The sequence below is a fragment of the Microlunatus aurantiacus genome (genome assembly GCF_039536605.1).
GTDB classification, from domain to species: domain Bacteria; phylum Actinomycetota; class Actinomycetes; order Propionibacteriales; family Propionibacteriaceae; genus Microlunatus; species Microlunatus aurantiacus.
Map to the genome: position 1 here is coordinate 1 of NZ_BAAAYX010000003.1, position 23,813 is coordinate 23,813.

The window sequence follows — 23,813 nt, forward strand, 5'->3', positions numbered from 1 at the left end:
CTCAACTCACCGTCGCTGGCGGCCAAGGAGGCGCTCAAGATCTCCGTCGACGTGGCCACCGGCAAGACCAAGCCGTCGGACTACCCGAAGGAGTCGTTCACCGAGGCCGTCGGCATCGGCTGCGACAACATCGACAAGTACTACGACCCCAACAGCGTCTTCTGAGGTCGGACTCCCGCCGCGCCCACCGCACCCGGACCTCCGGACCGCGGTGGGCGCGGCGGTGGGTTGTTTGCCTTCGCCGAACCTGGCTACGTAGCGACCGGGGAGCGTCCGGCGACTGCCGGACCTCCGGACCGGTGAAGGACGGAGGCGCTGGATGCGGCAACGGCTCGGCGCGGCCCGGATGCGTCCGGTGGCCGATGACGTCCACCTGGTCGAGCACGCCTTCACGAACTGCTACGTGATCGTCGACGGGGACGCCGTGACCCTGGTCGACGCCTGCTACCCGTCCACCTGGGCCGTCGTGCGCCGCGGACTGGCCGCGATCGGTCGCGACGTCGGCGACATCGCCGCGCTGGTCCTCACCCACGGTCACTTCGACCACGTCGGCTTCGCCCGGCACCTGCAGCGCCGGCTGTCCGTCCCGGTCTGGGTGCACGAGGACGACCGCCGGTTGGCCGCCCACCCCTACAGCTACCGCCCGCAGCGCAACCGGGTGCTCTATCCCCTGGCTCACCCCCGGTCCCTGCCCGTGCTGGCGCGGATGGTGGCGGCCGGGGCGCTCCGGGTGCCGGGGGTCGAGACCACCAGGACCTTCCGGAGCGGGCGCCTCGACGTCCCCGGCTCGCTGATCGCGGTGCCCACCCCCGGGCACACCGACGGGCACACAGCCTTCCTGCTGCCGGACCGATCGGCGCTGCTGACCGGCGACGCGCTGGTCACCCTGGACCCGTACACGGGCCGGACGGGGCCGCGGATGGTCGCCCCCGCGGCCACCGCCGACCTGGACCTCAACCGCCGGTCCCTGGACCGCATCGGCGAGATCGCCGTCGCCACGGTGCTGCCCGGGCACGGCGATCCGTGGCTGCACGGCAGCGCCAGCGCCGTCCAGCTCGCCCACCGCGCCGATTACGGGTGAGAGGCTCGCGGAGGCGATCCCGTCGACCCCGCTGACCGCCGGTCAGCTGTCCGGGCCGCTCACCGTGTCGTCGCCGGCGGTCGGGACAGCATCCTGGGGCGGCGCCCCGGTCGTTCTCCCGACCAGGTGGTGAGCATCGTTGAAGGTGATCAGGGACCACGGTGACCCGCCCGGCCCGGTCGGATCGTGGCGCCAGTGGGTGATGCTGGTGTTGGCGGGCGCGAAGCCGGCCTGCGGCGTCGACGCGCCGAGGGAGAGCGCGAGGTGGAACGACGCCTCGATCACCCCGCCGTGGGTCACCACGACCACCGACTCGTCCGGGTGCCGCTCGAGGATGCGGGTGAGGGCCGCCCCCACCCGGACCACGAACTCCGCCCAGCTCTCCCCCTCCGGCGAGAACCGCTGGTGGGGCCGGTTCGAGGGCCCCTGCTCGAGTCCGGGATAGCGCCGACGCCACTCCGCGATCGAGAGACCGTCGGCCACGCCCGGCCGGAGCTCCTGCACCTCGTCGTCCGGCTCGACCGGCAGACCGAGCCCCCGCGACACGTACGCGGCGGTCTCGATCGCCCGGGGCAGCGTGCTGGCGTAGAGGACGTCGGCGGCCCAGTCGTCGGTCCGCAGCCGCTCCTCCAGCAGACGGGCCTGCTGCCGTCCGAGGTCGGTCAGGCCGACGTCGGCGCGCATGCCGGCGATGATCGGTTGCGTGTTGGCGACCGACTCCCCGTGACGGATGAGACGCAGATCGGTGGGCACCGTGACACGGTAGCCGCCCACCGGCGTCGTACGTCGGAGCACGTCATCGGTTACCGTCGGGTGACTGTTCCGCGCTGGAGATCGAGCGGACGACGACTCGGTCGGGCGCGCCGAGAGAGCGGAGACGTCATGGCCTGTCGCATCAGCGAGCTCGTCCTCGGGTGCCGCGACCCCGAGCGACTCGCGCGGTTCTGGTGCGAGGTCCTCGACTTCGTCGTGCTCGACCGGGAGGACGACGGGACGCTGGAGATCGGTCCGCGGACGGGGTTCGGGGGCCTGCAGCCGACGATCATCCTCACCCCCCGAGACGAGCAGGCCGGCACGTCCCGGTGGCACCTCGACCTCAACGCGACGGACCGCGACCAGGACGCCGAGCTCCGACGCCTGCTGGCGCTGGGGGCTCGTCCCGCAGATGTCGGTCAGACGGGAGACGAGTCGTGGCACGTCCTCAGTGACCCCGAGGGCAACGAGTTCTGCCTGCTCCGGCGGCGACTCGACCCGCTCTAGGTCGTGGTCCGACTCCACGCGAGGGCTCGGACCTACAGGTGCAGGCGCTTGGCCAGCTCGTGGCGCAGGTCGGGGGCGCGGGTGAGCTGCAGCAGCACCAGGGTGCAGCCGAGCGCGCCGCAGATGCTCGACGGCACGGCGTTGGTCACCCACCCGAACGCCAGGAAGGCGATGGGCGCGAGGCCGAGCAGCAGCATCAGGCTCGTGTAGACGATGTGCTCCCCCACCTCGATCTGCAGCAGCCGCACCGTGATCATCAAGGCGACGGCGGACCCGGCACAGACGATCGGCACCGCGTACGTCAGCGACCAGGCCCGCCAGCCCGTCAGGTAGTCCCAGTACACGCAGAGCAGCCCGGCGATGACGACCAGGTAGACGGTGCCCTTGGCCACGTTGTGCCGTTTCCGCACCGCCATCACGACCACCAGCCACATCGTCACCACTCCCAGCCAGACCGAGCGCAGGGCACCGATGCCGGCGGGCCGCCGGTCGAAGAGCAGCTGCACCGACAGGGACGCCAGGATGACGGCGATCGAGACGAGGAACAGCACCCTCAGCACCCGGCGCCGGGAGAACCGGAGAGCCACGGCGGGGAACGGATCGGCCGTGGCCTCGCCCGAGAGCGGTGCCCCGCACAGGGGGCAGGCGGTCCAGCCGCCCTCGACGGCGACGGCGCACGCGGCGCAGCGACTCACGAGCTCAGCTCAGCGATCTCGGCCTCGGTCACCGGCGCCGCCCCGACCGTCACGGCGACCCCGCCGGCGGTCAGCAGCCGCGCGAACTCCCGGATGTGGTCGGTCTCGGTGAACGGCGAGGTGAAGGTGAGGGTGAGCAGGCCGGCGTGGGAGATGGCACAGAGCTGCGGCCGGACCGCGGAGACGTGGAACTGCATCCCCCGAACGGCGTCCTCGGCGGGCGCGGGCAGCGTCACCCGACCGAGATTGGAGACCGCCACGCTGAGACCCCGGTTGCTGCCCCAGTTGACCACGCGCAGGATGAGGTCCTTGACCGGCCGCGGGACCACCCGCAGCAGCGGCATCCGCTCGAACCGGACGAGCTTCTGCAGCTTCTCGGCCAGCGCCTCCGGCGTGGCCCGGGGACGGAACTGGCCGTCGAGCAGCCGGCAGACCGTGCCCAGGTCGTCGGGACCACGCCCGTACGTGTGCTCGACCCGGATGGTCGCGAAGAAGTTGCGGGGCGAGGTCGAGGGGAAGAACTGCCGCAGGTTCACCGGCACGGAGGCCGCCAGGGTGGTGTTCCGTCCCGTCCGTGGGGAGGTCGCTCGGATCGCCTGGCAGAACGCCGCGGTCAGGTACATGGTGAGCGAGACGCCCTCTGCGCGAGCGAGGGCCAGCACGTCCCGGGCCGAGACGGTCAGCTCGACGGCGCGCGTACGGTCGTCAGGGGTGCGGGTTCCCTTCACCCGGTACGCCCCCGTCCTGATCTGGCGAGCTCTCGTCGACGCCCGATGATGCGGGCGCCCGCCGCTGGGCGGTCGGCCCGCTGCTCGCTCACCGTCCACCGGTGCGGCCGCCGCCCGGCGGAAGTCGGCGTCGAGGTCGACCGCCGGCGGACGGGTCCGGCGGAGTCGCTGGAAGTAGTGGGCGAAGCTGTCGGTGGTCAGTCCGTGCACCGGTGCAGCCGGGTCGGCGACCGGCTCCTCGCCCCGACGGGCAGCCCCGCCACGGCCGGTCGGGTCGGGCCCCGCCGGTCCGTGGGCAGCGTCCCGGTTCCCGTCCCCGTGGTCATGGTCATCGCGATGGTCGAGCGTGCACAACCGGGCGTAGGCGGTCATCACGTCGCTGAGGAACCACAGCGCTCCGGTGCCGTCGGCCAGGGCGTGGAACACCTCCAGGCTGATCCGCCGGTCATGGTGCAGGACGCGGAACAGGAGATGGCGCTTGTCGGCCTGGTAGAGCGGCGCGCAGGTGGGCAGCTCCTCCGCGGTGACCCGGGGGCGCAGGTCGCTGGCCTGGAGGTAGTACCAGAACACCCCTCGGCGCAGGACCGCGTGGAACAGCTGGTACCGGTCGAATGTCGCCTCCACGGCGCTCTGCAGCGCCCGCGGGTCCACTATGCGGTCGAGCTCGGCGCTGAGCCGGAACACCTTGGGATCGGCGGCGCTGCGCGCGGCCAGGAAGATGTTGGACGCGTTGTCCAGCCGCACCCAGGCCCGTCGCATCACCGGCACGCGTCGGGGGTGGTCGCGCCGCCAGGCGGTGCCGCCGCGCGACCGCTGACGACGACGGTCGAGACGGCCATGACGAAACGCTACCGCGACCCCACCCACCTGCGGCCGCGGTGACGGCCGCACCCGTCCCCCTAGGGTGGAACCCATGTACGCGAACCTGAGCCTCGGTGCCCTCGGTCTCTCCGCTGACTTCCCGACCGCTGTCGAGCTGGCCGCCCGCCACGGCTTCGCCGGCGTCGATCCCGATGTCGGCTACCTCGCCGGTCTGGGTGACCGGGCGGCGATCGCCGAGGCCGCCGCCGCCGTCGCCGAGCGCGGGCTGCGCTTGGGGGTGGCCGGGCTGCCGGTCGACCTCACGGCCCCGGCCGGGGAGTTCACCGCGCAGCTGGCCGGTCTGCCGGACACGCTCGCCGTCCTGAGCGCCGCCGGGGTCACGTCGGTCGGGACCTGGGTGCGACCCATGCACGACGACCTGACCTATCGCCGCAACTGGGTGCTGCACGTCAGCCGGATCTCTCTGGTGGCGGGTGTGCTGGCCGATGCCGGCGTCCGGCTCGGGCTGGAGTACGTCGGGCCGAAGACCTTCTGGTCGACCGAGCGGTTCCCCTTCGTCCACTCGCTGGCCGAGGTCCGTGAGCTGATCGCCGACACGGGCGCCGGGAACGTCGGCGTCATCCTCGACTCGTTCCACTGGTTCACGGCCGCGGAGACGACCGCCGACGTCGCAGCCCTGGCGGACGCCGACATCGTCTCGGTCGATCTCAACGACGCGCCGGAGGACCGGGCCCTCGACCAGCAGCTGGACCTCGACCGTCGCCTGCCGGGCACGACCGGGGTGATCGATCTCGCCGGTTTCGTGGCCGGGGTGCGCGCCGCCGGCTACACGGGTCCGGTGAAGGTCGAACCGTTCATGGCGTCGCTCGCCGAGCAGCCGGTCGACGACGTGCTGGCCGACGTCTCCCGTCGGCTGCACGCCGCCATCGACTGAGTCCCGGCAGGCCGAGAATCTGCGCCGGTGCCTGCGCTCAGTCCGTGGTCGGAGTCCCGGCGCGGTCCAACGCGGCTCGCAGACTGATCTTGGAGATGGGCTTGGGCACGAAGTCGTCCATCCCGGCATCGCGGCACAGACGTGCATCCTCGGGCAGCACGCTGGCCGACAGGGCGATGATGTAGGGCTGCCGCTCGGCCGGCAGCTCGGCCCGGATCCGGCGGGTGGCCTCGTAGCCGTCGAGAAGCGGCATGTGGACGTCCATCAACACGATCGGGTGCTCGTCGCTCTGCAGGACCGCAAGGGCCTGCAGACCGTCGGACACGCACCGACACGAGTAGCCCAGCAGCCGGAGCATCCCCTCGGCCACGATCTGATTGAGGTGGTTGTCCTCCACCACCAGCACCGGCCTGTCCGGCGCATCCCCCACTGCCTGCTCGATGATCAACCTGACACCCTCGTAGACCCGCCCCCCGAGTCCGTTCGGAGTCTAGAACATCGCGGGGTGTTTCCCACGGGGACCATCAGAAAATCGTGTCCTGTCCCTGTAGTGCTTGGCAGTTCTGTGTCAGTAGGTACTTGGCAGGAGGCGGAATGGCGCTGGACTGGAACTGGCTCGGCGAAACCTCCGACGTTCAGCCGCTTGGTTATCGTGGAGCGCAGTGGACCTCTATCCGTTTGCTAGGCGAAGACCGGGCGGTGCGTATGGGTGCGGCAACGGCCGTTGCGGGCGCGGCAGACGGCGGGGAGCTGCCCCTTGGTGTCTTGCTGTTCGTCCCCTACCGGGCGTTGGAGGCTGCGACCATGGAGGGACTGGCTCGTGCCGGCTACGCCGACATGACTGTCGCTCAAGCCCGCATCGCCGCTCGGATCGACCCGGGCGGATCGCGGATCGCCCGACTCGCCGAAGCTGCACAGGTCACGAAGCAGACCGCCAGCTTCCTCGTCGAGCATCTGGAACGCGGGGGCTACGTCGAGCGGTTCCCGGACCCAACCGATGGCCGCGCCCGGCTGGTCAAGCTCGCCGCTCGAGGCTACGCGGCACGCGAGGCGGTTCTCCCTGCCCTCGCCGAGGTCGAAGCGCAATGGCTGGCGCACATCGGGCCTCGGCGCATGGCCGAGCTGCGCAACACGTTGACGATGTTGCGTGAGATCACGGACCCCTATCTGCAGGACAGCCCCTCTTGAAATTAGACAGAGAATCTGTCTATTGTTGCACCAGGTCGATCCCGGAGGAGCATCATGGGCATCGGGGAGGGCATAGACACCGAACGGTGTTGGCAGGTGGTTGTCGAGCAGCGGCTGGCCATGGCGGAGTTGCTCGCCGGGCTGTCCGAGGCAGAGTGGGAGCACCAGTCGTTGTGTGCCGGTTGGCGTGTTCGCGACGTTGCCGCCCACGTGACCCTGATACCCATGCCGGCCACTCCGAGCAGTCTGCTAGTCGACTTCGCGAAGGCTCGCGGTGACTATGCCCGGTGGAACACGGTGGTCAGCCAGCGTCGCGCGGCGCGCACACCGGCCCAGATCGTGCAGGACCTTCAGACCTCCGCGGAGTCGCGTTCGGTCCCTTGGCCCGTGAACCCCGCGAACGTGATGTGGGACATGCTGGTGCACGCTCAGGACATCGCGATTCCGTTGGGGATCGACTTGCCTACCCCACCCGACGCCGGCGCAGCCGCTGCTACCAGGATCTGGGAGCTCCGCTGGCCGTTCTCGTTCGGGGCCAAGCGTCGGCTCGGGTCGTTCACGCTGACGGCGACAGACGCGAACTGGACCGTTGGCAGCGGCCCTGAGATCGTCGGGCCGATCTCGGCGGTCCTGCTCCTCCTCACCGGGCGCACGGAGGCAGCAACACCCAGGCTGGCTGGGGAAGGGGTAGGTGGCCTCGCGACGATCTGAGGCAAGGCCTACTGGGGGCGAGCAGGTCAACCCTGGGTCCGACTCAGGGGCCTAGAGGCAAGCAGGTTTGACACAGACCCGTCGAGAACCTCATGACTCACGGCAACATCAGAAACGTGCCGTGGCGACGTCCCACCACCACCGGCCGGGGGGACCTGCCCGGATCAGCCGCTCGCGCGCCCGACCGTGGACCGTTCCTCGGCCCGTGCGACCAGGGCGGCGATCCGGTCCACCACGAGCGGCCAGACCCCTTCGGGCACCTCGTGGCCGACCCCGTCGAGGACGAGGAGCTCCGCCCCGGGGACCGCGGCCGCCGTGGCCCGCCCGCCGCTGACACCGATGAGGGTGTCCGCCGCGCCGTGGATGACCAGGGTCGGCAGGTCGAGCCGACAGAGCGCCTCGGTGCGGTCCGGTGTCGTCAGGCAGGCCTGCAGCTGGCGACCGAACCCGACCGGGTCGTACGCCCGGTCGAAGGCCCGCCCCGCGCGGGCCCGGACCTCGTCGGCCGCCATCGGGTGATCAGGTGAGCCCATGATGCGGTTGGCCACCACCGCTCCGTCCAGCACGGCCTCCCGGGTCAGGGCCGGGGGCGCCGTCAGGGCGGCGATCGCCGCCTGGCTGGCCTCGCCCACGGTCGGGTCGCCGGTGGTGGACATGATCGAGGTGAGGCTGCGGACCCGGTCCGGGTGCTCGATCGCCACCAGCTGCGCGATCATGCCACCCATCGACGCGCCGACCACGTGGACCGAGCCCAGTCCCAGCTCGTCGACCAGACCCGCCGCGTCGCCCGCCAGGTCGCTCAGCGCGTACGCCGGCTCCGCCGGGGACTCCCCGAGGTGGGTCGACAGCCCGGCGTCTCGGTTGTCGAACCGGACCACGTAGAGCCCCCGGTCGGCAAGGGCACGGCAGAAACCGTCGTCCCAGCTGATCAGCTGCGCACCCAGCCCCGCCACCAGCAGCACCGGCGGATCGGCCGGGTCACCCGTCGTGGTGGCGGCCAGCTCCACGGCGCCCACCCGTACCCGCTGCACGTCCTCGCTCGTCATGCCGCCAGGCTAGCGAGTCGGCGCACCGCTCATGATCAACTGACGGGACGCTGGACCACCCGGACCCGAGGGCCGGATCACTCGGGTCGAGCGGTGGATCGCTCGGACCCGAGTCCGTGATCACACGCCCGCCGGGTGACTCAGCTGGGGGTGATGTCGCCCTCGATGATGCTGGTCGCCCCCGCGGCCCGCAGATCCACGTCGGTCAGGTGCGACCGCAGCCCGTCGATCAGCTCGGCCTCGCCGCGGGGCACGGTGGCGGTGAGGTGAACGGCCTCGTCCTCGCAGACGGCCTCGTGCACGGCGTCGGCGGTGGTCTGGCCGGCACCCACCGGGCGGTGTCCCGGCGCCATCGTCACCTGGGCCCGGGAGTGCAGGTCCTCGTCGTCGGTCGCGATGGTGGCCTGGGCCAGCACCTGGCCATCGACTTCCACGTGGATCTTCTTGCTGTCGGCCATCTCGGACTCCCCTGACGTTCGTGGTGGCGAGTAGCTCTCGCCCACCCATGATCAGCCGTCGACCGCTCCATCACCACACCCCTGAGGAGACCTGGACAGATTCTTCACCCGGCCCCAGCCGTTCGCCACGCCGGCGCTGCTCCCGCCGGCGCCGGCTCGTCGGCTCGTGTTCACCTGCCGTCGATCGGCCGCCGATCCGGGTTTGCCACACTGGGGCCCACACCCACGTGCTTCACCAGAGAGACGAGCCGATGACAACGACCGACCACGGTGCACCCGCGATCACCGAAGGCGAGATCGAGGCCATCGATGCCTGGTGGCGAGCGAACAACTTCCTGACGATCGGCCAGATCTACCTGCAGGACAACGCCCTGCTCCGGCGCGAGCTCACCTCCGACGACATCAAGCCCCGGCTGCTAGGTCACTGGGGCACCAGCCCGGGCCTGTCGTTCATCTACGCCCACGTGTCCCGGCTGATCCAGCACACCGGTCAGGAGACGATCTACCTCACCGGCCCCGGCCACGGCGGACCCGCCCTGGTGGCCGCCGGCTACCTCGAGGGAACCTACAGCGAGGTCTACCCGCACATCTCCCAGGACGAGGCCGGCGTCAAGCGGCTGTTCCGCCAGTTCTCCGCCCCCGGCGGCATCCCGAGCCACGTCTCGGTCACCACCCCCGGCTCGATCCACGAGGGTGGCGAGCTGGGCTACGTGCTGGTGCACGCCTTCGGCAGCGTGATGGACAACCCGGATCTGCTCACCGTCGCCGTGGTGGGTGACGGGGAGGCCGAGACCGGTCCGCTGGAGGGATCGTGGAAGGGGATCTCGTTCCTCAACCCGGCCCGGGACGGGGCGGTGCTGCCCGTCCTGCACCTGAACGGGTACAAGATCGCCGGACCGACGGTGCTGGGCCGCAAGGACCCCGCGCTCGTCCGGTCGCTGCTCGAGGGCCACGGCTACCAGGTGCTCGAGGTCGAGGGCGACGACGTCCCCGGTATGCACCACCGCTTCTCCGAGGCGTTGCGCGAGGCGTACGGGACCATCGCCGGCATCCAGGCCGACGCCCGGGCCAACGGCGCTCCGACGGAGCCGCCGCGCTGGCCGATGATCATCCTCCGCTCCCCCAAGGGCTGGACCGGACCGCACGAGATCGACGGCATCGAGGTGACCGGGAGCTGGCGGTCGCACCAGGTGCCGCTGTCCGGGGTGAAGGGCGATCCGGCGCACCTCGCCCTGTTGGAGCAGTGGCTGCGGTCCTACCGTCCGGAGGAGCTGTTCGACGAGGACGGTGCCCCGGTCGAGCTGATCACCCGGGCCAACCCGACCGGTGACCTCCGGCTGAGCGCCAGCCCGCACGCCAACGGCGGGCTGCTGACCACGGACCTCGACATCCCGGACTTCCGCGACTACGCCGTGGACCTCGCCGACCCGGGCGGCGCGGTGGAGTCCGTCCGCCGGCTCGGCGAGCTGACCGCCGAGCTCTACCGGCGCAACCCGCAGACCTTCCGGCTGTTCTGCCCGGACGAGACGAACAGCAACCGGCTGGGGGCGGTCTTCGAGGTCTCCGACCGGGCGTTCATGGAGACGACCCTGCCGTCCGACACGCACCTCTCCGCCGAGGGTCGGGTGATGGAGGTGCTGAGCGAGCACAACTGCCACGGCTGGTTGGAGGGCTACACGCTGACCGGCCGGCACGGGCTGTTCGCCACCTACGAGTCGTTCGCCATGGTCAGCGCCTCCCAGACCATCCAGCACAGCAAGTGGCTGGAGGAGGCGACCCACCTGTCCTGGCGGGCCAAGGTGCCGAGCCTCAACATCCTGCTGACCTCCACCTGCTGGCGCAACGACCACAACGGTTTCTCCCACCAGGGTCCTGGACTGATCCAGACCGCCATCACCCAGCGGGCCGAGGTCACCCGGGTCTACCTCCCGCCGGACGCGAACACGCTGCTGTCGGTGGCCGACCACTGCTTCCGGTCCCGGTCGTACGTGAACCTGATCGTGATCGACAAGCAGCCCCAGCAGCAGTGGCTGAGCATGGACGAGGCCATCCCGCACTGCGCCGCGGGGGCGGGCATCTGGGACTGGGCCGGTAACGAGGAACCCGACGCGGATCCCGACATCGTGCTCGCCGCCGCCGGAGACGTGGTCACCATGGAGACCGTCGCGGCCGCCGAGATCCTGCGCCGGGAGCTGCCCGGGTTGAAGGTGCGGGTGGTCAACGTCGTCGACCTGATGACGCTGCCGCGACCCCAGGATCATCCGCACGGCATCTCGGACACGTTCTTCCGCGAACTGTTCACCGACCACGTCGACGTCGTGTTCTCCTTCCACGGGTTCCCCGGAGCCGTGCACCAGCTCGTCCACGGACGACCGGACGCCGACCGCTTCCACGTCCGCGGTTTCATCGAGGAGGGCACCACGACCACGCCGTTCGACATGGTGGTGAAGAACCGGGCCTCCCGCTACCACCTCGTCATGGACGCCATCAACAACGCCAAGCGGACCCCGGCCGGTGCGTCGGAGCTCAAGGCGTGGTGCGAGGCGCAGCTGGCCCGTCACAGCAGCTACGTGGTCGAGCACCTGGAGGACATGCCCGAGGTGCAGAACTGGAACTGGCAGCGGCCTCGGACCAGCTGACGCCGGGGCCAGCTGACCACCGAGAACGCCTGTTCGCCGAGGCCCCGTGGCCGACGATCAGCTGAGGTTCGTGGTCAACCTGCACCACGCGACCACGCCCCACTTCGACCTCCGGCTGGAGGCCGAGGGTGTCCTGCTGTCCTGGGCGGTGCCCAAGGGGCCGTCGCTGGATCCGACGGTCCGGCGGCTCGCCGTCCAGGTCGACGACCACGAGCTCGACCAGCTGACGTACGAGGGCCGGTCGGTGACCGACAGCGGGCGGGTGCACACCAAGATCGTCTGGGACACCGGCACCTACACCCCGGCCGAGCCGCCCCGGGCGGCCGTCGACCGCGGGCACCTGCGGTTCGAGCTCTCCGGTCACAAGCTTGCCGGGGGTTTCGCCCTGACCCGGACCCGCCTGGGTGACAGCGACCGGAGCTGGATCCTGATCAAGCTGACCGACGAGCACGCCGAACCCGACCGCGCCGCGTCAGGCGTCGACCGGGACCGGTCCGTGCTGACCGGGGTCACCAACGACGAGCTCGCGGCCGGGGGCTAACCGGCCGGCGGGGTGGGCGCCAGCCGGCCACGCCGCTCGTCCTCCTCGTGCCACACCGTGCGGTGCTCCGCCCAGGTCCGCCAGTGGGCCGCCAGCTCCGGGGTGTCGAAGATCGGTGCGAGGTCGCGGTCCTCGCCGTAGTAGATCCGGTTGATGGCCGCGGCCGTGACCCCGTGGGCGGGGGCGGCGCCCAGTGCCACCCGGTCGCCGACCTGCAGCTCGCCCTGGCGCAGGACCCGGAGCAGCACACCCGGACGTCGGGAGCGCGCGGCGCGCCGCGGGAAGCCGGGATCCTGCATCCGCAGCCCCAGCTTCCAACAGGGCGTGCGGGGCTCGGTGACCTGCAGCAGCGCCGACCCGATCTGCCAGGTCTGGCCGATCACCGCGTGGGTCAGGTCGATCCCGACCGTGGTCAGGTTCTCCCCGAACATGCCGTCCGGCACCGGGCGGCCGAGCTCGTCCTCCCACCAGTCGGAGTCCTCGCGGGCGTAGGCGTAGACGGCCTTGTCGGGCCCGCCGTGGCTCTTGCGGTCGGACTGCTCGTCACCGTCGAGGTGGTCGGCTCGGACCGCGACCCGGTCGGTCACCGGCTGCTTGAAGATGCTGGAGACCAGCTCCCGCCCCAACCAGGTGTAGGTCTGTGGACCGCCCACGTGCACGGCGCGGACGTGCGGCGACACCGCGCCCGGGGACGACACTGCTTCATCCGTCGACACCGCTGGTCCCCCGATCAGGTCGGTCGACCGGCCGGCCGTCCACGACGCAGGATGCCACACCCCCGCCTCCGAGCACGGTGCCGAACCGCTGCGTACGCTGGCGGCACCGGCGCCCGAGCTCGAGCAGACCGAAAGGTCGATCATGCCCCCCACCCCAGTCTCCGTGCCGGTTCCGTCGTCGCCCTTCCGCCCGACCCGCCGTCGGTTCCTGCACCTGTCCGGTCTCGGCCTCGGAGCCGCCGCCCTGGGTCTCGGAGCCGCCGGCTGCGGCACCGCGCAGACCGGCAGCAGCAGCGGTGACGACACGACGCCGGGCCGGTCCGGCGCCGCCGGTGAGACCCTGTTCGTCTTCGTCGCGTCCGGGGTGCCGACCAACTTCAACCCGCTCGGCGCGTCGCCGGCCTGGCCCACGGCCAACGGCCAGAGCCAGCTGATCTACGAGACGCTGCTGCGCTTCAACCTGCTCGACGGCACCCTGCAGCCCGGCCTGGCCGCCGAGCTCACCGAACCCGAACCCGGGGTGCTGGTGCTGCCGCTGCAGGAGGGCACCCGCTGGAGCGACGGCAAGGAGCTGACGGCGGCCGACGTCGTCTTCACCTTCGAGCTGGCCAAGAAGGTAGCGCTCAACTACTCCAACCTGTGGACCTACCTGGAGTCGGTCGAGGCGGTCGACCCGCGCACGGTGCGCTTCACCGTGAAGAAGAAGCCGTACAACCCCGGCTCGGTCAAGGACGCCATCGCCGCCACGTTCATCGTGCCCCAGCACGTGTGGGAGTCGGTCGACCCCGAGAAGCTCCTGGAGGAGACGAACCTGAAGCCGGTCGGCAGCGGACCGTTCACCCTGGAGCGCTTCGACCAGACCCAGATCAACCTGGCCCGGTTCGACGACTACTGGGGCACGGCGGTCTTCGGCACACCGGCGATGAAGACCATCAACCACCCGATCTTCAAGTCCAACAACGACTCCGACCTCAAGCTGGCCAGCGGCGAGCTCGACGCCGCCCAGACCTTCACCTCCCAGATCTGGAAGATGTGGGAGGACGGCGCGCCGGTGGGCACCTGGCTGAAGGACAAGCCCTACTACCTGCCGGGCAACCTGCCGCTGCTGGAGGTCAACGCGAACGTCAAGGGTCTCGACGTCGCCGGCGTCCGACGGGCGATCGCCCACTGCATCGACTACGCGGTGATCGCCAGCACGGCCATGTCGGACTACTCCGATCCCGCCCAGGCCAGTCTCATCCTGCCGACCGGGGCCGAGAGCAAGTTCTTCGACCAGGCAGCTGTCGACGAGAGCGGGTGGAAGCACGATCCGGACAAGGCCATCGACATCCTGGAGAACGAGCTGAAGTGCACCAAGGGCTCCGACGGTGTGTACGTGCTGCCCGACGGCACCCGCCTCGGGCCCTGGAAGGCGATCACCCCCACCGGCTGGACCGACTGGAACACCGCGCTGGAGATCGTGGCCCGGTCGTGCAAGGCGGTCGGGATCGACGTGATCACCGAGTTCCCGCAGGCGCCCCAGGTCACCACCGCCATCCAGAACGGCGACTTCGAGCTGGCCTGCTGGAACGCGTCCGGGGTGAGCATCGCCAGCCCGTGGACCCGCTTCCGCGACGTGCTCGACGACCGCGGGGTGGCGCCGATCGGCAAGACCGCCTTCAGCAACTTCACCCGGTTCTCCCACCCTGACGTCGCCGGTCTGCTCGACGCGGTCGGCTCGGCGGCCTCCGACGACGAGCTCAAGGCGATCTACACCAAGCTCGACGCCATCTACCGGGAGGGGCTCCCGGTCATCCCCCTGATGTACCGGCCGAACGAGTTCTACGAGTACAACGCCTCGAACTGGACCAACTTCCCCGACGAGAAGAACCCGTACGCGCCGCCCGGGTGGGCCGGCGCCTCGATCGGCTGGATCTTCGGTCTCAAGCGGGTCGGCGGCTAGGGTGACGGGGTACCCGACGAGGACCACCCCTCCGGGTGTGGTCCGGGGGTCCCGCGCGTCGATACCGTCGACCATGACCCACCCCTTTCCCGCCGGCAGCGAAGCCGCGCCGGGGCCGTACCGGTGCAGCAGCTGCGGTTACCCGCTGGATGTCGTGCCGGGGCAGCCCCTGCGACCGTGCCGGTCGTGTCATGGTCGGTTCTGGGTCCGCGTGGGCGAGCAGACGATCGCCGACCTGTACGACGACTCACCCGGCGACGGGTCGTGGCTCAGGACGACTGCCGACTTCGAGGAGCGCTGACCACCTGCCGTGGACGCACCGGAACGCGAGGAGCTGAGCCCCGACTGGCCGCGACGGCTCAGCCGGGGGACGTGCGCGCTCGGCCTGGTCTGGCTTCTCGTCGGTGGCGCGATCGTCATCGTCCACCTGACCACCGGTGAGCGAGCCGACACCGAACGGGGCGCAGCCCTGATGATCCTCGGCGTCGCCACCTTCGGTCTGGGTCTGGTCCTGCTGCGGCGGGTGCAGCACCGCGGTCGACCCGGCTGAGCCGGCGCCCGCGCACGGGGAGGGTCCCTGCAGGCACCCGTCCCTCGGCGGCCCAGGTCAGCCGGTGGGGTCGGGAAGGGTGGGGTGCCACGGCACGGCCACCCCGAGCTCGACGGCCGCCCGTTCCAGCTGCCGCCGGTGGTCGTCGCCGACCGGGATCCCCTCGACGGCGTACGCGGTCTCCGTCGCCGCCTCCGGTCCCCCCGGCAGGAAGCTGCCGGTCGCGCCGGGGATCGGCGTCAGGGTCCGGACGGCGCGGGCGTAGGCGTCCATCTCGGCGCGGAACTCGGCCGGATCGGCGAACAGGTCGATCCGGAGCGCTATCACCATCGACCCCTGGTTCGCCCCGGACCAGCGGCGCCGGGCCCGTTCCGGGTCGAGCGGCACACCGGCCAGCAGCCCGCCCCAGCTCTGGCACACCATGCCCAGACCGATGCTGCGGTGCACCAGCCCGGGTGCGATCTCGGCCAGCAGGTCACGGGACGGACCCTCGTACAGGTCGTGCATCGCCCCGAAGTCCAGCACCAGCGGCGGTTCGTCCTGGGTCGGCGCGCTGAACGACATCGGCGAGCCGCCCGCGGCAGTGGCCACGGGGTCGCCCGCGGTGAGCGCGAGCTGGTGGCCGGACGTGACGAAGCTCAGCAGGTCGTGCCCGAGGGTCAGCCGGGAGTAGAGACCGGCCGCCCCGACGTGACCGTGGTGACGGGTGACGAGCACGGCGACCCCCGCCTCCCGGGCCTTGGTGACCAGCAGCTGGGTGCCGTCGTGCGCCGGGAAGTAGCCCAGTCCGCCGTCCCCGTCGACCAGCAGGCTGCTCGCCGTCTCCCGCACCACCTCCAACCGGGGGTCGGGGTTGAGGACACCGTCGCGCAGCAACCGGACGTAGGTCGCCAGCTGCACGGTGCCGTGGCTGACGTTGCCCCGCAGGTCGTTGCCGGTGAGCAGGTCGGCGAGGAGACCGGCCCGTTCCGGGCGCAGCCCGGCGGCTTCGCCGAGCTGCGCCGCCAGCGTGCGCAGGGCGGCCGCCGGCACCCGGGTGAACGTCTCCGGTGGGATGTTCACGGGCCGGTGGGGGTCGTGGAGGTCACGGTCGGAAGTGTCGCAGACCACCGCCCCGGTGGCGTCTAGAGTGGCCGCGACCGAGCCGTCAGAGGGTCCGACCCGTCAGGAGGCCGACGTGTACAGCGTCGTGGGAGTCATCGCGCTCGTGCTGGTGACGGGCGCGATCTCCACCACCGGACGCCGGGTGCTGGGCGTGCCGGTGGGCTGGCCGCGTTCCCTCGTCGTCGGTCTGCTGATGGGGGTGGCCACCGCCCTCGCCCTGCCCTGGCTGCAGATCCAGATCGGACTGCTCAACCCGCGGGAGGCCGGCTCGGACCTCGTCGTGCTGTCGGTGATCTACGCGCTGGTGATGGCCTGGTCGTTCCTGATCGGGATCGCCCTGCTCGTGGTGCTCGAGCTGATCATCCCGACCGGGAGCGTGGGCACACCGGTCGGCTGGATCCGGGGTCTGCGGGAGCAGAACCGTCGGACGCGGCGCTATCTCGACGTGCTCGGGATCGCGGCCCGCCACGGGCTGGGTGGCTTCCTGCGCCGGTCCCGGGACACCGAGGTGTCGGTGGCCGAACGCCACGGCTCGTTCACCGCCCGTGCCCTGCGGTCCGCCCTGAACGACGGCGGGGTGACCTTCATCAAGATCGGCCAGATGCTGTCCAGCCGGCCCGACATCGTCGGACCCACCTTCGCCCGCGAGCTGAGCAGCCTGCAGACCGACTCCACCCCCCTGCCGTGGTCGGAGCTGGAACCCGTCGTCCGGGCCGCGTTGCCGCGCCCGGTCGAGGAGGTGTTCGTCAGCGTCGACGCCGACCCGCTCGCCGTGGCCTCGGTCGCCCAGGTGCACGCCGCTCGGCTCCTCAGCGGTGAGGAGGTCGTCCTCAAGATCCAGAAGCCCCGGGCCCGCACGCAGGTGACGGCGGACCTCGACATCGCCAGCCGGCTGGCCCAGCGCCTGGAGACCTCGACCGCCTGGGCCCGGACCCTGGGGCTGGTCGCGATCGTGGAAGGCTTCGCCGCCTCGCTCCGCGACGAGCTGGACTACCTGATCGAGGCCGACAACATGCTGGCGGTCACCGCGACCCTCGGTGAGCGCACGGGGCTCCGGGTGCCCAGGGTGCACACCGAGCTCTCCTCCAGCACCGTGCTGGTGCTGGAGCGCCTGGACGGCGTGCCCCTCGGCGCAGCCGGGAACGAGCTGGCCGCCCTGCCCGACAGCACGCGGCACGATCTCGCGAACCTGTTGCTGAGCACCGTCCTGGACCAGGTGCTGGTGGGTGGGGTCTTCCACTCCGACCTCCACCCGGGCAACGTGCTGCTCGGGCCGGACGGGGAGCTGCAGCTGCTGGACTTCGGCTCGGTCGGGCGGCTGGACAACGGCTCGCGGGCCGCCATCACGACGTTGCTGCTGGCCGTCGACCGGTCCTCGGCCATGATCGCCACCGATGCCCTGATGGATCTGCTGGAGCCGCCGGAGGAGTCGGTGGACCAGCGGCGGCTCGAACGGGAGGTGGGCGAGCTCCTGCTGCGCTACCGGACCAGCACCAACAGCTCGAGCGGCCTGTTCACCGCGCTGTTCGGTCTGTTCACCCGGTACGAGTTCAAGGTGCCGCCGCAGGTCGCTGCCGGTCTGCGCACGCTGGCCACCGTGGAGGGCACCCTGAGGCTGATCGAGCCGTCGCTGGACCTCATCCCCCGGGCTCGGGACCAGGGGCAGGCGATCTTCCGGGAGTCGCAGTCGCTCAGCTCGGTGCGCGAGGCGATCGACAACGAGCTGATCAGCCTGATCCCCCTGGTCCGACGGCTCCCCCGGCGTCTCAACAAGATCACCGAGGACCTCGAGCTCGGTCGGATCACGCTGAACCTGCGGGTCCTGGGCGACCGCCGGGACCGGTCGTTCCTGGTCAGCGTCACCCAGCAGATCGTGGTCGCGATCCTGGCCGCCGCCGCCACGCTGGCCGCCGTGATCCTGCTGGTGGCCCCGGGGAGCCCGCTGCTCGCGCCGACCATCGGCCTCTACCCGATCATGGGCTTCTGCCTGCTCTTCATCGGGTTCGTCCTGGCGCTGCGCGCCCTGGTCCTGAGCTTCCGGCGCGAGTGGTCCGTCTAGATGTCCTCCGCGGCGTCGCTCGGAGCGAGTGACACCCTGGGAGGGTGACGGCAGGTCGTGGGGTTCGCGTGCGTCGCCTCGTCGCGGTGCTGGGGTGGGTGTCGGTGCTCGTCCTGGTCGCCGCCGCCGTCCTCGTCCGGCTCCACGGAGTCGAGCCGACCGCCGCCCACCGGTCCACGCCCCCGTCCGCGACGACCCCGGCAGCGACCGGGCCCCTCCACCTCCTCGGCTTCGGCGACTCCGTGATGGCCGGTGCCGGCTGTGACTGCGACGACTTCCTCCGGCGGACGGGCGACCTGCTCGAACGGCGGACCGGGCGTGCGGTCGTGACCGTCAACGACAGCGCCAACGGTGAGACAGCTGCCGACCTGCTGGGCGACCTGCGTACGGACGACGGCTTCACCGCCGAGATCGGCGCGGCGGACGTGATCGTGCTGACGATCGGGGCGAACGACCTCGGACCGGCACTCGACGACTGGGTCGGGGACGCGTGCGAGCGCTCCTGCTACGACCCGGAGGTGCGGGCGATGGGCAGCCGGCTGAGCGCCATCCTCGCCATCGTGGACCGGGAGAAGCGGGCGAGCGCCACGGTGTTCGTGGTGAGCTACTGGAACGTCTTCAGGGACGGCGACGTCGGGGCCGGCAACTACGACCGGGGCTACCTCGCCTGGAGCGACCAGGTCACCCGGGACGCGAACACGACGATCTGCCGAACCGCCGATCTCGCCGACGCCACCTGCGTGGACCTCTACGCACCGTTCAAGGGAGCCGACGGGACGAAGGACCCGACGCCCCTGCTCGCCGACGACGGCGACCACCCGAACGACGCCGGGACCGCGCTCATCGCCACGGTGGTGGCGGCGGCCGTCGAACGTCGTGGCTCGCTCGGCTGACCCGGCAGGCGGGTGACGGTGCACGGGATCGCGAGCCGGGGGCGGGGCGGCTACCGGGTGGACCGGCTGGGTCGCGCGAGGACGAGGAGCCCGATCATCGAGACCGCGATGGTGGCGGTCATCAGCAGCGCCATCGGGACGGCGGTCTGTTCTCCGCCGAGGCCGGCCAGCGGGGCGATGGCGCCGGCCGCGACCCACTGGACGAAGCCGAGCAGGGCCGAGCCCGTGCCCGGGTGATCGGGCACCTCGGCGGCGGCGAGCGCGCCGCCGTTCGGTCCGATCAGGCCCTGGGCCGTCATCAGGACGAAGAAGCACACCATCGCCAGGACGAGCGGGGCGTCGAACCAGATCGCGCCGACCAGCATCGCGATCCCCGCCGCCAGCGCCGCCACCTGTCCGACCAGGATGATCTTCCTGGTGGCCACCCGGCCCGCGAGGCGTGCGGCCAGCAGAGCGGCCACGGTCATGCCCGCAGCGTTGACCGCGAAGTCGATCGAGTAGCCGATCGGGGACAGACCGTTCATCGACTGCAGCACGAACGCCGACGTGGCCACGTACACGAAGACGGCCCCCATCGCCGACCCGGCGACGACCACGTAGCCGACGTAGCGTCGATTGCGCAGCAGCTCGCGGGCGGCGCCGGCGAACTCGCCCATGCCCCCGCCACGACGGTCCCGCTCCGCCAGCGTCTCCGGCACGGCCACCAGCACCGCGACGATCATGGCGACACCCAGCACCGCCACGGTCCAGAAGGACACCCGCCAGCCGGACAGCTGCAGGATCACCGCGCCGAGCAGCGGTCCCACGATCGGCGCGATCCCCCCGACGGCGGCGATCACGTTGAGGATCCTGACCAGCTGCGCGCCCCGGGCGAGGTCGATGATCACCGCCCGCCCGATCACCATGGCCCAGCCACCCGCGAAACCCTGCACCAGCCGGGCCACCGCGAGGACGCCGATGCTGGGAGACAGCGCGCAGACGACCGAGGCCGCGGTCATGGCCGCCACTGCCAGCAGCAGGGGCCGCCGCCGACCGCGCTGGTCGGAGACCGGGCCGCCGACCAGCTGGCCCAGCGCCATCCCGACGAAGAACGTGGTCAGGGTCAGCTGCACCTGCGTGGCGGTGGCGAGGAGCTCGGCCGCCACCGCCGGGAAGGCCGGCACGTACATGTCGGTGGCCAGCGGGGCGATCGCGGTCAGGAACACCACCGTGGCGATCACCGCGGCCCCGACCCTGGCCTGCGTCGGTGAGGTGACGGTCGGGTGCGGGTGGTCGCCGAGGTACTCGCAGTCGGGGCAGTAGCCCAGGTGGTCCAGCTGGGGGTTGGGTTCCTGCGACTCGCTGGCGCGCACGGTGGGTCTCCTCGGAAGGGTGGTCTCGACCCGTCCAGGGTCTCGCGAGCTCCGTTCCGGAGGGAGTCCCTGCTCAGGGGTGTACCGGGAGGGCATCCCTGGGAACGCGCGCATCCCCGGGATCGCCACGCATCCCAGCGATCACCGGCCGTCGTGGCGGCGGAGGGTGGACGGGCGTGCCGGTGTCGGTGTCACCGGTCTGCGGTGCGCACGGTCCCGGCGGGGGGATCCGCGGTTAGGATCGTGAGGTGACCACGGGCGGGGTGACTTCCGTGCAGAACATCCGGTTCGCGCGGTCGGCCGACGGCGTCGGGATCGCCTACGCCGTCCACGGCAGCGGTCCCCCCCTGGTGATCGACAAGTCCTGGCTGAGCCACCTGCAGTTCGACTGGCAGAGTCCGGTCTGGCGGCACTACCTGGTCGAGCTGGGCCGGGTCGCCACGGTGATCCGCTACGACGAGCGCGGTTACGGCATGTCGGACCGGGACGTCTCCGATCACAGCCTGGAGGCGAGGGTCGCCGACCTCGAGGCGGTGGCCGACGACGCGGGGATCGAGCGCTTCGCCCTGCTCGCGATGGCCCAGGGCGGGCCGGTGGCCATCGAGTACGCCGCCCGTCACCCGGAGCGCCTGACCCGGCTGGTGTTCTACGGCAGCTTCGCGGGTGACCAGCTCGCGACCACCCCGGAAGACGTCGAGCTCTACGAGACCATCGGCGCGATGATCCGGGTCGGCTGGTCCCGGCCGACATCGGAGTTCCGTCGCGTCTTCACCAAGATGATGATCCCGGACGGGACCGAGGAGCAGATGCGTTGGATCGACGACCTGCAACAGGTGGCCGTCGACGTCGAGACCGCGATGCTGGCCCGGTCCCACCGCCTGGTGACCGACTCCAGCGCCCGGCTGAGCGAGCTCGACCTGCCGACGCTGGTCCTGCACAGTCGCGGTGACCGTGCCCAGCCGTACCAACGAGGGCGGGACCTGGCGGCGCGCATCAGCGGGGCTCGTTTGGTCGCCCTGGAGAGCAACAACCACATCGTGCTCGCCGACGAGGCGGCGTGGCCGGTCTTCCTGCAGGAGGTCACCCAGTTCCTGGCCCCGGACCGGCTGAGCGTGGCGCCGACGGAGGTCGAGGACGTCGCCTCACTGCTGTCGCCGCGCGAGCGGGACATCCTCCGTCTGGCCGCCCAGGGCCACGACAACAACGCGATCGCCACGGAGCTGGTGCTGTCGGTCCGCACGGTCGAGCGGCACTTCCAGAACGTGTACACCAAGCTCGGCCTGCAGGGCCGCAACGCGCGCACCGCCGCCGTCGCCCGCCTGCTGGCCCGTCCCTCCCCCTGACGGGGTCGCAGCGCCTCCGGCGCGGCCCCCGACGCGGCCGTTTGCGCCCCGGCGCGTGGATCCGGAGGCGCGTGTTCGCGAGGCGATCAGCGGAGTGGCCGTTCCCAGCGCCAGACCTCACCGACCTCCGGGTCGTACGCGGAGGTGGTTCGGACGAAGCCCGCCTTCAGGAGCACCGACGTGGACGAGTTGACGGTGGCCAGCGTGTGCGCGATGACGGTGACAGCGCCCTCCCCGGCCGCCCGCGCGAGGAAGTGGCGGACGGCAGCGGTGGCAATGCCTCGACCGTGACGCGACGGCGCGACGGCGTACCCGATCTCCACCACGCCGGCCCGGGGAGAGCCCGTGAATCCGCCGATGCCGACCAGCGCACCGTCGTCGTCGAAGAACAGGTACGTGCCCCACGGGTCCTCCCCGCGTTGCCGGGCATCGGCGACGACGGCCGGCAACGCCTCCGGGAATCCTGACCAGCCCGGCTCCACAGCCAGACCGAACCGGCTGGAGAACGTGGCATCGCCCTCCGCGAGCGCCTCGAGCCAGTCGAGTCGAGCGGGCGACACCTGGAGCGCGTCGACACCTGGGGCAGCGGCGGCCCCACCTGCCGATCCGGCTTCCTCGTCCACCGCGTGCGGCGGTGCGGTCGCCCGATCACTGCGATCGTCCCCTCGCTTCATCGGTCGCTCCGCTCGCTTCATCGGTCGCTCCGCTCCGACGGTCGACGACCGGGCGGGGCCGGTTCTCGCCTCAGCGTCGCCAAGCGACGCTGCCGGGGCTGCTCCTCGCCAGGACGCTCCGGCAGGGACTGCATCATCAGGTACCTCTCGTCGGCGGCCCGGCTCAGGTCACGGTCCTCGGCGACGCTGCTCAGCAGATGCTCGTACGACACGGTTGCTCCCTTCCCTTCCCGGCTTGACGATGTGGCGATGCTGCAGGTCGTCGGGCAGCCGGGGTGACTGTGGTGTGGGGCAACCGTACGAAGACACGGCGACCGCCGGCATCGGCGCCGAGACCCACCCTCAGCTCTCGGCGTCGCACGTCGGTGGCGGCCGACGCGTAGTGCCGACACCTCCACGGGGGTCCGCAGCAGGACGCCGTCGCCGGGGTGCTGCACACGGCGCGAACGTCCGGGCCGGAGCCGCATCGGCGCGCTCGGTCGCTCAGCGGGCCAGCCCGCCCGCATGGATCTCGTAGCGGTCGACCGAGGCGAGCTCGGCGGCCGTCGGGGGCTGGAACACCGACACCGCCCAGTCGAGCTCGGCCCGCGTCATCGGGTAGGCCCCGGCAGGTCCGCCGGTGTTGCGGCTCTGCAGCCGGGTCCACAGGATGGCCGGCGAGACGTCGAAGACGTGCAGCTCGACCCGGGCTCCGCAGGCTCGCGCGTCGGCGAGCTTCTCGTCCCGTTCAACCCGCTGCCACAGACCGTCCTCCAAGATCACGTCGGTGCCGTGGCGCAGCAGGTCGAGGGCGTGCCGGTAGAGGACGGGCTGCAGCCGCTCGTGGAAGTCGGTGTCGGTGTGGGGCACCCCGAGCTCGGCCTGCCAGTCGTCGGTGCAGAGGCGCACTCCCCTGCCGTCGCCTTCCAGCCGGCGGGCCAGCGTGGTCTTGCCGGCCCCGGGGAGTCCGCAGAACAACGTCAACGTGGGCACCGGTGCTGCAGCGTCGACGCCGGGAGGGATGCTGACCACCGGCCGAACGTCTCACGGACCACCGGTCCGGGCAAGCACCAAGAGCCGGTCGCGCCACGATCCGGG

General features: G+C 71.3%; 25 protein-coding genes. 13 read left to right on the forward strand and 12 right to left on the reverse strand.

Translation table 11 applies throughout. The annotated features are described in order from the left end of the window. The first annotated feature begins 319 nt into the window (after nucleotides 1–319). Nucleotides 320–1,081 carry an MBL fold metallo-hydrolase gene (locus ABD714_RS05485; RefSeq protein ID WP_344811293.1) on the forward strand — a complete coding sequence of 254 codons (762 nt, stop codon included), beginning with the start codon at nucleotides 320–322 and terminating at the stop codon, nucleotides 1,079–1,081. 42 nt (nucleotides 1,082–1,123) lie between these two features. Here ABD714_RS05485 and ABD714_RS05490 read toward each other — a convergent pair whose 3' ends face one another. After that, on the reverse strand, nucleotides 1,124–1,834 hold the full coding sequence (locus tag ABD714_RS05490; RefSeq protein WP_344811294.1) for a histidine phosphatase family protein: 711 nt from the start codon (nucleotides 1,832–1,834) through the stop codon (nucleotides 1,124–1,126). A gap of 129 nt (nucleotides 1,835–1,963) precedes the next feature. Between ABD714_RS05490 and ABD714_RS05495 the strand changes: the two genes are divergently transcribed. Next, complete coding sequence (locus ABD714_RS05495) at nucleotides 1,964–2,341, forward strand: VOC family protein (protein ID WP_344811295.1); 378 nt, start codon at nucleotides 1,964–1,966, stop codon at nucleotides 2,339–2,341. A 32-nt stretch (nucleotides 2,342–2,373) separates the two neighbouring features. Here ABD714_RS05495 and ABD714_RS05500 read toward each other — a convergent pair whose 3' ends face one another. Further along, nucleotides 2,374–3,036 carry a DUF6320 domain-containing protein gene (locus tag ABD714_RS05500; RefSeq protein WP_344811296.1) on the reverse strand — a complete coding sequence of 221 codons (663 nt, stop codon included), beginning with the start codon at nucleotides 3,034–3,036 and terminating at the stop codon, nucleotides 2,374–2,376. After that, complete coding sequence (locus ABD714_RS05505; RefSeq protein WP_344811751.1) at nucleotides 3,033–4,523, reverse strand: alcohol acetyltransferase; 1,491 nt, start codon at nucleotides 4,521–4,523, stop codon at nucleotides 3,033–3,035. The genes ABD714_RS05500 and ABD714_RS05505 overlap by 4 nt, the downstream gene beginning before the upstream one ends. Before the next feature lie 154 nt (nucleotides 4,524–4,677). Between ABD714_RS05505 and ABD714_RS05510 the strand changes: the two genes are divergently transcribed. After that, nucleotides 4,678–5,520, forward strand: a complete 843-nt coding sequence (locus ABD714_RS05510) for a sugar phosphate isomerase/epimerase family protein (protein WP_344811297.1) — start codon at nucleotides 4,678–4,680, stop codon at nucleotides 5,518–5,520. A 37-nt stretch (nucleotides 5,521–5,557) separates the two neighbouring features. Here the strand turns inward: ABD714_RS05510 and ABD714_RS05515 are convergent, their stop codons facing one another. After that, complete coding sequence (locus tag ABD714_RS05515; RefSeq protein ID WP_344811298.1) at nucleotides 5,558–5,968, reverse strand: response regulator; 411 nt, start codon at nucleotides 5,966–5,968, stop codon at nucleotides 5,558–5,560. Nucleotides 5,969–6,114: 146 nt separating this feature from the next. Between ABD714_RS05515 and ABD714_RS05520 the strand changes: the two genes are divergently transcribed. Further along, on the forward strand, nucleotides 6,115–6,708 hold the full coding sequence (locus ABD714_RS05520; RefSeq protein ID WP_344811299.1) for a MarR family winged helix-turn-helix transcriptional regulator: 594 nt from the start codon (nucleotides 6,115–6,117) through the stop codon (nucleotides 6,706–6,708). A gap of 54 nt (nucleotides 6,709–6,762) precedes the next feature. Continuing rightward, a complete protein-coding gene (locus tag ABD714_RS05525; RefSeq protein ID WP_344811300.1) occupies nucleotides 6,763–7,419 on the forward strand; it encodes a maleylpyruvate isomerase family mycothiol-dependent enzyme in 657 nt (218 codons plus the stop codon). Nucleotides 7,420–7,583: 164 nt separating this feature from the next. Here ABD714_RS05525 and ABD714_RS05530 read toward each other — a convergent pair whose 3' ends face one another. Next, entirely contained in the window at nucleotides 7,584–8,465 is an 882-nt protein-coding gene (locus ABD714_RS05530; protein WP_344811301.1) for an alpha/beta fold hydrolase, read from the reverse strand. A gap of 140 nt (nucleotides 8,466–8,605) precedes the next feature. Further along, a complete protein-coding gene (locus ABD714_RS05535; protein WP_344811302.1) occupies nucleotides 8,606–8,923 on the reverse strand; it encodes a hypothetical protein in 318 nt (105 codons plus the stop codon). Nucleotides 8,924–9,174: 251 nt separating this feature from the next. Between ABD714_RS05535 and ABD714_RS05540 the strand changes: the two genes are divergently transcribed. Continuing rightward, nucleotides 9,175–11,562 carry a phosphoketolase family protein gene (locus tag ABD714_RS05540; RefSeq protein WP_344811303.1) on the forward strand — a complete coding sequence of 796 codons (2,388 nt, stop codon included), beginning with the start codon at nucleotides 9,175–9,177 and terminating at the stop codon, nucleotides 11,560–11,562. 46 nt (nucleotides 11,563–11,608) lie between these two features. Further along, entirely contained in the window at nucleotides 11,609–12,103 is a 495-nt protein-coding gene (locus ABD714_RS05545) for a DNA polymerase ligase N-terminal domain-containing protein (protein ID WP_344811304.1), read from the forward strand. Here ABD714_RS05545 and ABD714_RS05550 read toward each other — a convergent pair. After that, entirely contained in the window at nucleotides 12,100–12,801 is a 702-nt protein-coding gene (locus tag ABD714_RS05550) for an MOSC domain-containing protein (RefSeq protein ID WP_344811305.1), read from the reverse strand. The two genes, ABD714_RS05545 and ABD714_RS05550, sit on opposite strands and share 4 nt — an antisense overlap. Nucleotides 12,802–12,961: 160 nt before the next feature. Between ABD714_RS05550 and ABD714_RS05555 the strand changes: the two genes are divergently transcribed. From ABD714_RS05555 to ABD714_RS05565, 3 genes are all read left to right on the forward strand, one after another. After that, nucleotides 12,962–14,761, forward strand: coding sequence for an ABC transporter substrate-binding protein (locus ABD714_RS05555; RefSeq protein WP_344811306.1), 1,800 nt, complete (start codon nucleotides 12,962–12,964; stop codon nucleotides 14,759–14,761). Between the two features lie 73 nt (nucleotides 14,762–14,834). Further along, nucleotides 14,835–15,062: a hypothetical protein gene (locus tag ABD714_RS05560; protein WP_344811307.1), complete on the forward strand. Its 228-nt coding sequence runs from the start codon at nucleotides 14,835–14,837 to the stop codon at nucleotides 15,060–15,062. Nucleotides 15,063–15,071: 9 nt separating this feature from the next. Continuing rightward, nucleotides 15,072–15,311 carry a hypothetical protein gene (locus tag ABD714_RS05565; protein ID WP_344811308.1) on the forward strand — a complete coding sequence of 80 codons (240 nt, stop codon included), beginning with the start codon at nucleotides 15,072–15,074 and terminating at the stop codon, nucleotides 15,309–15,311. Nucleotides 15,312–15,368: 57 nt separating this feature from the next. Here ABD714_RS05565 and ABD714_RS05570 read toward each other — a convergent pair whose 3' ends face one another. After that, nucleotides 15,369–16,373, reverse strand: a complete 1,005-nt coding sequence (locus ABD714_RS05570) for an Ldh family oxidoreductase (protein ID WP_344811309.1) — start codon at nucleotides 16,371–16,373, stop codon at nucleotides 15,369–15,371. A gap of 115 nt (nucleotides 16,374–16,488) precedes the next feature. Between ABD714_RS05570 and ABD714_RS05575 the strand changes: the two genes are divergently transcribed. Both ABD714_RS05575 and ABD714_RS05580 read left to right on the forward strand, forming a co-directional pair. Beyond that, a complete protein-coding gene (locus ABD714_RS05575; protein WP_344811310.1) occupies nucleotides 16,489–18,474 on the forward strand; it encodes an ABC1 kinase family protein in 1,986 nt (661 codons plus the stop codon). A gap of 44 nt (nucleotides 18,475–18,518) precedes the next feature. Beyond that, nucleotides 18,519–19,367: an SGNH/GDSL hydrolase family protein gene (locus ABD714_RS05580; RefSeq protein ID WP_344811311.1), complete on the forward strand. Its 849-nt coding sequence runs from the start codon at nucleotides 18,519–18,521 to the stop codon at nucleotides 19,365–19,367. Nucleotides 19,368–19,417: 50 nt separating this feature from the next. Here the strand turns inward: ABD714_RS05580 and ABD714_RS05585 are convergent, their stop codons facing one another. Then, complete coding sequence (locus ABD714_RS05585; protein ID WP_344811312.1) at nucleotides 19,418–20,719, reverse strand: multidrug effflux MFS transporter; 1,302 nt, start codon at nucleotides 20,717–20,719, stop codon at nucleotides 19,418–19,420. 248 nt (nucleotides 20,720–20,967) lie between these two features. On the opposite strand from ABD714_RS05585, the gene ABD714_RS05590 reads away from it, so the two are divergent. Then, nucleotides 20,968–22,062 carry an alpha/beta fold hydrolase gene (locus tag ABD714_RS05590; protein WP_344811313.1) on the forward strand — a complete coding sequence of 365 codons (1,095 nt, stop codon included), beginning with the start codon at nucleotides 20,968–20,970 and terminating at the stop codon, nucleotides 22,060–22,062. Between the two features lie 86 nt (nucleotides 22,063–22,148). Here the strand turns inward: ABD714_RS05590 and ABD714_RS05595 are convergent, their stop codons facing one another. The 3 genes from ABD714_RS05595 to ABD714_RS05605 form a co-directional block, all read right to left on the reverse strand. Next, nucleotides 22,149–22,736: a GNAT family N-acetyltransferase gene (locus ABD714_RS05595; protein WP_344811314.1), complete on the reverse strand. Its 588-nt coding sequence runs from the start codon at nucleotides 22,734–22,736 to the stop codon at nucleotides 22,149–22,151. Between the two features lie 17 nt (nucleotides 22,737–22,753). Beyond that, nucleotides 22,754–22,948, reverse strand: a complete 195-nt coding sequence (locus ABD714_RS05600) for a hypothetical protein (RefSeq protein ID WP_344811315.1) — start codon at nucleotides 22,946–22,948, stop codon at nucleotides 22,754–22,756. A gap of 271 nt (nucleotides 22,949–23,219) precedes the next feature. Further along, entirely contained in the window at nucleotides 23,220–23,747 is a 528-nt protein-coding gene (locus ABD714_RS05605; protein WP_344811316.1) for a P-loop nucleotide/nucleoside kinase family protein, read from the reverse strand. Nucleotides 23,748–23,813: the final 66 nt, after the last annotated feature.

Coding starts and splice junctions, on each gene's coding strand:
- ABD714_RS05595 (WP_344811314.1), bottom strand. CDS start 22,736: ATGAAGCGAGGGGACGATCGCAGTGATCGGGCGACCGCACCGCCGCAC.
- ABD714_RS05505 (WP_344811751.1), bottom strand. CDS start 4,523: ATGCGACGGGCCTGGGTGCGGCTGGACAACGCGTCCAACATCTTCCTG.
- ABD714_RS05560 (WP_344811307.1), top strand. CDS start 14,835: ATGACCCACCCCTTTCCCGCCGGCAGCGAAGCCGCGCCGGGGCCGTAC.
- ABD714_RS05540 (WP_344811303.1), top strand. CDS start 9,175: ATGACAACGACCGACCACGGTGCACCCGCGATCACCGAAGGCGAGATC.
- ABD714_RS05520 (WP_344811299.1), top strand. CDS start 6,115: ATGGCGCTGGACTGGAACTGGCTCGGCGAAACCTCCGACGTTCAGCCG.
- ABD714_RS05485 (WP_344811293.1), top strand. CDS start 320: ATGCGGCAACGGCTCGGCGCGGCCCGGATGCGTCCGGTGGCCGATGAC.
- ABD714_RS05555 (WP_344811306.1), top strand. CDS start 12,962: ATGCCCCCCACCCCAGTCTCCGTGCCGGTTCCGTCGTCGCCCTTCCGC.
- ABD714_RS05510 (WP_344811297.1), top strand. CDS start 4,678: ATGTACGCGAACCTGAGCCTCGGTGCCCTCGGTCTCTCCGCTGACTTC.
- ABD714_RS05495 (WP_344811295.1), top strand. CDS start 1,964: ATGGCCTGTCGCATCAGCGAGCTCGTCCTCGGGTGCCGCGACCCCGAG.
- ABD714_RS05530 (WP_344811301.1), bottom strand. CDS start 8,465: ATGACGAGCGAGGACGTGCAGCGGGTACGGGTGGGCGCCGTGGAGCTG.
- ABD714_RS05535 (WP_344811302.1), bottom strand. CDS start 8,923: ATGGCCGACAGCAAGAAGATCCACGTGGAAGTCGATGGCCAGGTGCTG.
- ABD714_RS05525 (WP_344811300.1), top strand. CDS start 6,763: ATGGGCATCGGGGAGGGCATAGACACCGAACGGTGTTGGCAGGTGGTT.